5 protein-coding genes are annotated in these 5,336 nt (G+C 68.7%); 4 read left to right on the forward strand and 1 reads right to left on the reverse strand.

What is annotated here, in order from left to right:
* Window positions 1-126: 126 nt before the first annotated feature.
* The gene (locus Amac_RS53205; protein WP_155362048.1) at window positions 127-780 is read right to left on the reverse strand and encodes an acyltransferase; all 654 of its coding nucleotides are present in this window, start codon (window positions 778-780) and stop codon (window positions 127-129) included.
* A gap of 158 nt (window positions 781-938) precedes the next feature.
* Between Amac_RS53205 and pyrG the strand changes: the two genes are divergently transcribed.
* The 4 genes from pyrG to Amac_RS53225 all read left to right on the forward strand — a co-directional run bounded on the left by pyrG (window position 939) and on the right by Amac_RS53225 (window position 5,248).
* On the forward strand, window positions 939-2,606 hold the full coding sequence (gene pyrG / locus Amac_RS53210; protein ID WP_155362049.1) for a CTP synthase: 1,668 nt from the start codon (window positions 939-941) through the stop codon (window positions 2,604-2,606).
* On the forward strand, window positions 2,606-3,211 hold the full coding sequence (locus Amac_RS53215; protein WP_246269274.1) for an NUDIX domain-containing protein: 606 nt from the start codon (window positions 2,606-2,608) through the stop codon (window positions 3,209-3,211). The genes pyrG and Amac_RS53215 overlap by 1 nt, the downstream gene beginning before the upstream one ends.
* Before the next feature lie 38 nt (window positions 3,212-3,249).
* Window positions 3,250-4,245 (forward strand): site-specific tyrosine recombinase XerD, encoded by a 996-nt coding sequence (locus Amac_RS53220; protein WP_246269273.1) that lies wholly within the window; start codon window positions 3,250-3,252, stop codon window positions 4,243-4,245.
* A 160-nt stretch (window positions 4,246-4,405) separates the two neighbouring features.
* Complete coding sequence (locus tag Amac_RS53225; protein ID WP_246269275.1) at window positions 4,406-5,248, forward strand: ParA family protein; 843 nt, start codon at window positions 4,406-4,408, stop codon at window positions 5,246-5,248.
* The last annotated feature ends 88 nt before the right edge of the window (window positions 5,249-5,336 follow it).

A 5,336-nucleotide genomic window follows, 5' to 3' on the forward strand; every position in this document is an offset into this window, starting at 1 on the left:
CCGCCACCACATCCCGGCAGTGACTGAACGCGAACAGCGGAAACTCCACCCCTAACAGCTCGGTGATCCGCGTACGCATGCCGCGAACGTACGCCCCAGAACGATGTTCGGTCCACCCGGAGCGAGTCAGGAGGCTGTCTTGGAGATGCGGACGACCCCGGGGGCGTGCCAGCCCTCCTCCTCGGTGAACGTGCGGACGATCCTGGCCGGCACGCCCGCGATCACGCAGTGGTCGGGGAACTCGCCCCGCACGACGGCCCCGCCCGCCACCACCGACTGCCGCCCGATCCGGGTCCCCGGCAGGATGATCGCCCCCGCCCCCAGCCAGCACCCGTCCCCGATCTCCACCGGATTGTTCCGGGGCCACTGCCGCCCGATCGGCACCTCCGGATCGTCATACACATGGTTCTGATCGGTGATGTAGACATAAGGCCCGGTGAACACATGCGACCCGATCACGAGGGACTGATGCCCGACGATGTGCGACCCCCGCCCGATCGAGCAGCTCCCCCCGATCCGTACGATCGGGTCCGGCCCGAGATCCACCCCCGGCCCCATCCCCGCCGAAATTGAAACACGTTCTCCCACCAGGGTGTGCGCCCCGATCTCGATCCATTCCTCGCCGAAGATCGCGCCGACCGGGAACGCCAGGCAGGCTCCCTCGCCCAGGTGCCGGAACCGGTACCCCGCCGGACTGAGCGGGCTCACCGCGCCCAGCGTTCTCACCATGCCCCAGCCCCGGTGCACCAGACGCCCCGCGGCCCGCCTCAGGATTGACATAACCGCACAAGTTACCCTCACGTTAGAGCCGGGGCCACAGCGGGTTAGCGCACGTGGTGGCCCGTTCAGGGCGAGGATTTGATATCCTGACAGCCCGTGGGCATGGCTGCCGTCTGGATCCAGTCGCGACGCCACTACTTCAGACCACGGGAGACCCCTTGCGCAACGCCGTACACACCAAACATCTGTTCGTCACCGGCGGCGTCGCCTCAAGTCTCGGCAAGGGGCTCACGGCCTCTAGCCTGGGGCGGCTCCTCAAGCTTCGGGGCCTGAAGGTCACGATGCAGAAGCTCGACCCGTATCTCAACGTCGACCCCGGCACGATGAACCCGTTCCAGCACGGCGAGGTGTTCGTCACCGACGACGGCGCGGAGACGGATCTGGACGTCGGCCACTACGAACGATTCCTCGACACCGAGCTGCACGGCTCGGCCAACGTGACCACCGGCCAGGTCTACTCCAACGTGATCGCCAAGGAGCGGCGCGGGGAGTATCTGGGCGACACCGTGCAGGTCATCCCGCACATCACCAACGAGATCAAGGACCGGATCCGGAGCATGGCCGGGCCCGGCGTGGACGTGGTGATCACCGAGGTGGGCGGCACCGTGGGCGACATCGAGTCGCTGCCGTTCCTGGAGGCCGTCCGGCAGGTCCGGCACGAGGTGGGCCGCGATAACGTGTTCTTCCTGCACGTGTCGCTGCTGCCGTACATCGGGCCGAGCGGGGAGCTGAAGACCAAGCCGACCCAGCACTCGGTGGCCGCGCTGCGCAGCATCGGCATCCAGCCCGACGCGATCGTCTGCCGCTCCGACCGGCCGATCACCAGCTCGCTCAAGCGTAAGATCAGCTTGATGTGCGACGTGGACGAGGACGCGGTGGTCTCCGCCATCGACGCCCCCTCCATCTACGACATCCCGAAGGTCCTGCACACCGAGGGCCTGGACGCCTATGTGGTACGGCGACTGGGCCTGCCCTTCCGCGACGTGGACTGGAAGGAGTGGGACCAGCTCCTGCGCCGCGTGCACAAGCCCGCCAAAGAGGTCACCGTCGCCCTGGTCGGGAAGTACATCGACCTTCCGGATGCGTACCTGTCGGTTACCGAGGCGCTGCGCGCCGGGGGGTTCGCCAACGACGCGCGGGTCAACATCCGCTGGGTGACCAGCGACGACTGCGCCACGCAGGAGGGCGCGGCCCGCGAACTCGACGGCGTGGACGGCGTGCTCGTGCCCGGCGGGTTCGGCGTGCGCGGCATCGAAGGCAAGATCGGCGCGATCCGGCACGCCCGGGAACAGAAGATCCCGCTGCTCGGCCTCTGCCTCGGCATGCAGGGCATGGTCATCGAGGCCGCCCGCAACCTGGCCGGCCTGGACGGCGCCAACAGCGCCGAGTTCGACCCCGACGCCAAGCACCCGGTCATCTCCACCATGCCCGACCAGGAGGACGTGGTGGCCGGCGACCGCGACATGGGCGGCACCATGCGGCTCGGCCTCTACACCGCCAAGCTCGGCGAGGGCACCCTCGCCCGCCAGCTGTACGGGAAGCCCAAGGTCGACGAGCGCCACCGCCACCGTTACGAGGTCAACAACACCTACCGCGAGCAGCTGGAACGCGTCGGCGTCGTGTTCTCCGGGCTCTCGCCCGACGGCCGCCTGGTCGAATACACCGAACTCGCCGTCGAAACCCACCCGTTCTTCATCGGCACCCAGGCCCACCCCGAATTCCGTTCCCGCCCCACCCGGGCTCATCCGCTGTTCAAGGGCCTCATCGGCGCGGCCCTCGGCTACGCGGAGAGCCGGGCCACCGCCAAGATTGCGAAGACTAAGTGATCATTGAAGACCGTCACGAGGAATGGCCCGTCACCGCTTCCGACCAGCGGTTCGAGGCTCGGGTGATCTCCGTCGTGACCGACACCGTCCGGATGCCGGGCGATGATCTCGCCGACCGCGACTACGTCGTGCATCCCGGCTCGGTGGCCGTGGTGGCGATCCAGGACGAACGGGTGCTGCTCCTGCGGCAATACCGGCACCCGGTCCGCAAACTGCTCTGGGAGCTGCCCGCGGGCCTGCGGGACAAGCCGGACGAACCGCTGGCGGAGTGCGCCGCCAGGGAACTCGCCGAGGAGGCCGGGTATCGCGCCGACACCTGGCACACCCTGGTCGACATGTTCACCTCGCCGGGGATGAGCGACGAGCGCATCAGAATCTTCCTGGCCAGAGGCCTCACGCCCATCCCCGCGACCGAGAACACGTTCGTGCACCGGCACGAGGAGATCGACATGCCGGTGGAGTGGGTACGCCTGGACGAAGCGGTCGAGAAGGCGCTGGGTGGAATGATCCACAATTCCCCGGCCATCGCCGGTATTCTCGCCGCGTACGCCGCATCCGACGACGACTACGAAGGCCTGCGGGCCGCCGACGCGCCGGAGGCATGACCTGACCGTGGGGAGGGACGCTGAACGAGCCCGAAGCCGTGCTGTCCAGCTACCTCGCCCATCTCGCCGTGGAGCGCGGGCTGGCCGCCAACACGCTGGCGTCCTATCGGCGTGATCTCCGGCGCTACGTGGACCATCTGAGCGCGCGGGGGCTCGCCACGATGGCCCAGGTGGCCGAGTCCGACGTGGTCGCCTTCCTGACCTCGCTCCGGGAGGGCGACGAGGAGCATCCCGCGCTGGTCGCCAGCTCGGCCGCGCGGGCCGTCTCCGCCGTCCGCGGCCTGCACCGCTTCGCCCTCCGCGAGGGCGTCGCGGGCCACGATCCCGCCCACGAGGTACGGCCCCCGCGGCAACTCCGCCGCCTCCCCAAGGCGATCACGGTCGAGGAGGTCGAACGCCTGATCGCCGCCTCCGGCCCCGGCGACACGCCCCTCACCCTCCGCAACCGCGCCCTCCTCGAAGTCCTGTACGGCACCGGCGCCCGCATCTCCGAAGCCGTCGGCCTGGCCGTGGACGACGTCACGCGGTACGCCTCAGGTGGCGGATCCGGTCCTGGTGGCGATCACGGCGACGGTGCCGGACCCGGCCAGGGCTGGGCGGACGGAGCCGCGGATGGTTTCATCGGCGGCGAGGTGCGGTTGCGGGGCAAGGGCGGCCGGGCCAGGATCGTGCCGCTCGGGCGGTTCGCCCGCAGTGCCCTGGACGCCTACCTGGTCCGTGCGCGGCCCTTCATCGCCGCCCACGGCCGTGGCACGCACGCGCTGTTCCTGAACGCCCGAGGGGGCAGGCTGACCCGTCAGGGCGCCTGGGAGGTGCTCCAGTCCGCCGCGGAGCGGGCCGGACTCTCCGGCGTGTCCCCGCACATGTTGCGCCATTCGTTCGCAACCCATCTCCTGGATGGCGGCGCTGACGTTAGGGTTGTCCAGGAACTGCTCGGCCATGCTTCGGTGACCACCACCCAGGTGTACACATTGGTCACGGTCGACCGGCTTCGCGAGGTTTACGCTGCGGCCCATCCCCGAGCCCAGCGGTGAGATCGAACTGCTTGTCCGTATTCTCCGTCTCCGTGGCGCGTCGCCTTGCCGCATACGTGCCTACCCTCTAGATTCAGTCCGGTTCGGGACCGTCAGGGAGGTTCATCAATTGACTGCGACCACTGATGCGACGTGGACCGCGGGGACCCCCAGCGTCTCGTTGGGGCCAACCGGTCGGCCACGCCCCGTCTTCCCCGACCCTGTCGTGCCCGACAGCCACGGGCCGGCCCGGATCGTCGCGATGGTCAACCAGAAGGGTGGCGTCGGCAAGACGACCACCACCATCAACCTGGGCGCGGCGCTCGCCGAATGCGGCCAGCGGGTCCTGCTGGTCGACTTCGACCCGCAGGGGGCCCTCTCCGTCGGCCTGGGCATCGACCCGCGGCCGCTGGAGTCCACGATCTACGACCTGCTGATGGAGGAGCCCGACGTCGTCGCCGAGGACGTGCTGCTCGGCACCAGCGTCGAGGGCATGGACCTGCTGCCCAGCAACATCTTCCTGTCCGGCGCGGAAATCCGGCTGGTCAACGAGGTCGCCAGGGAATACGCGCTGCAGCGCTCGCTCGAACCGTTGCTGCCCGGCTACGACATCTGCCTCATCGACTGCCAGCCGTCCCTCGGGCTGCTCACCGTCAACGCGCTGACCTGCGCGCACAGCGTCATGATCCCGCTCGAATGCGAGTTCTTCGCGTTACGCGGCGTGGCCCTCCTGATGGAGTCGATCGGCAAAGTCCAGGAACGCCTCAACAAGAACCTCGAAATCGACGGCCTCCTGGCCACCATGTACGACCCCCGCACCCTGCACGCCCGCGAGGTCCTCCAGACCATCATGCAGGGCTTCGGCGACAAGGTCTTCCACACGGTCATCAACCGCACCGTACGCTTCCCCGACGCCACCCTGGCCGGCGAGCCCATCACCCAGTTCGACCCCAGCTCCATGGGCGCCACGGCCTACCGCGAACTCGCCAGAGAACTCCTCGCCCGCTGGCCCGCCAAAATCTGAGCGAATTTCCCCCACCCACCCAGCCCTTGGTTTCGCCTCGGGCTCCGCCCGACCCGGCCATTGCCGTGATTGCCGTCACGGAGCCGCA

This window comes from Acrocarpospora macrocephala (assembly GCF_009687865.1).
GTDB lineage: Bacteria > Actinomycetota > Actinomycetes > Streptosporangiales > Streptosporangiaceae > Acrocarpospora > Acrocarpospora macrocephala.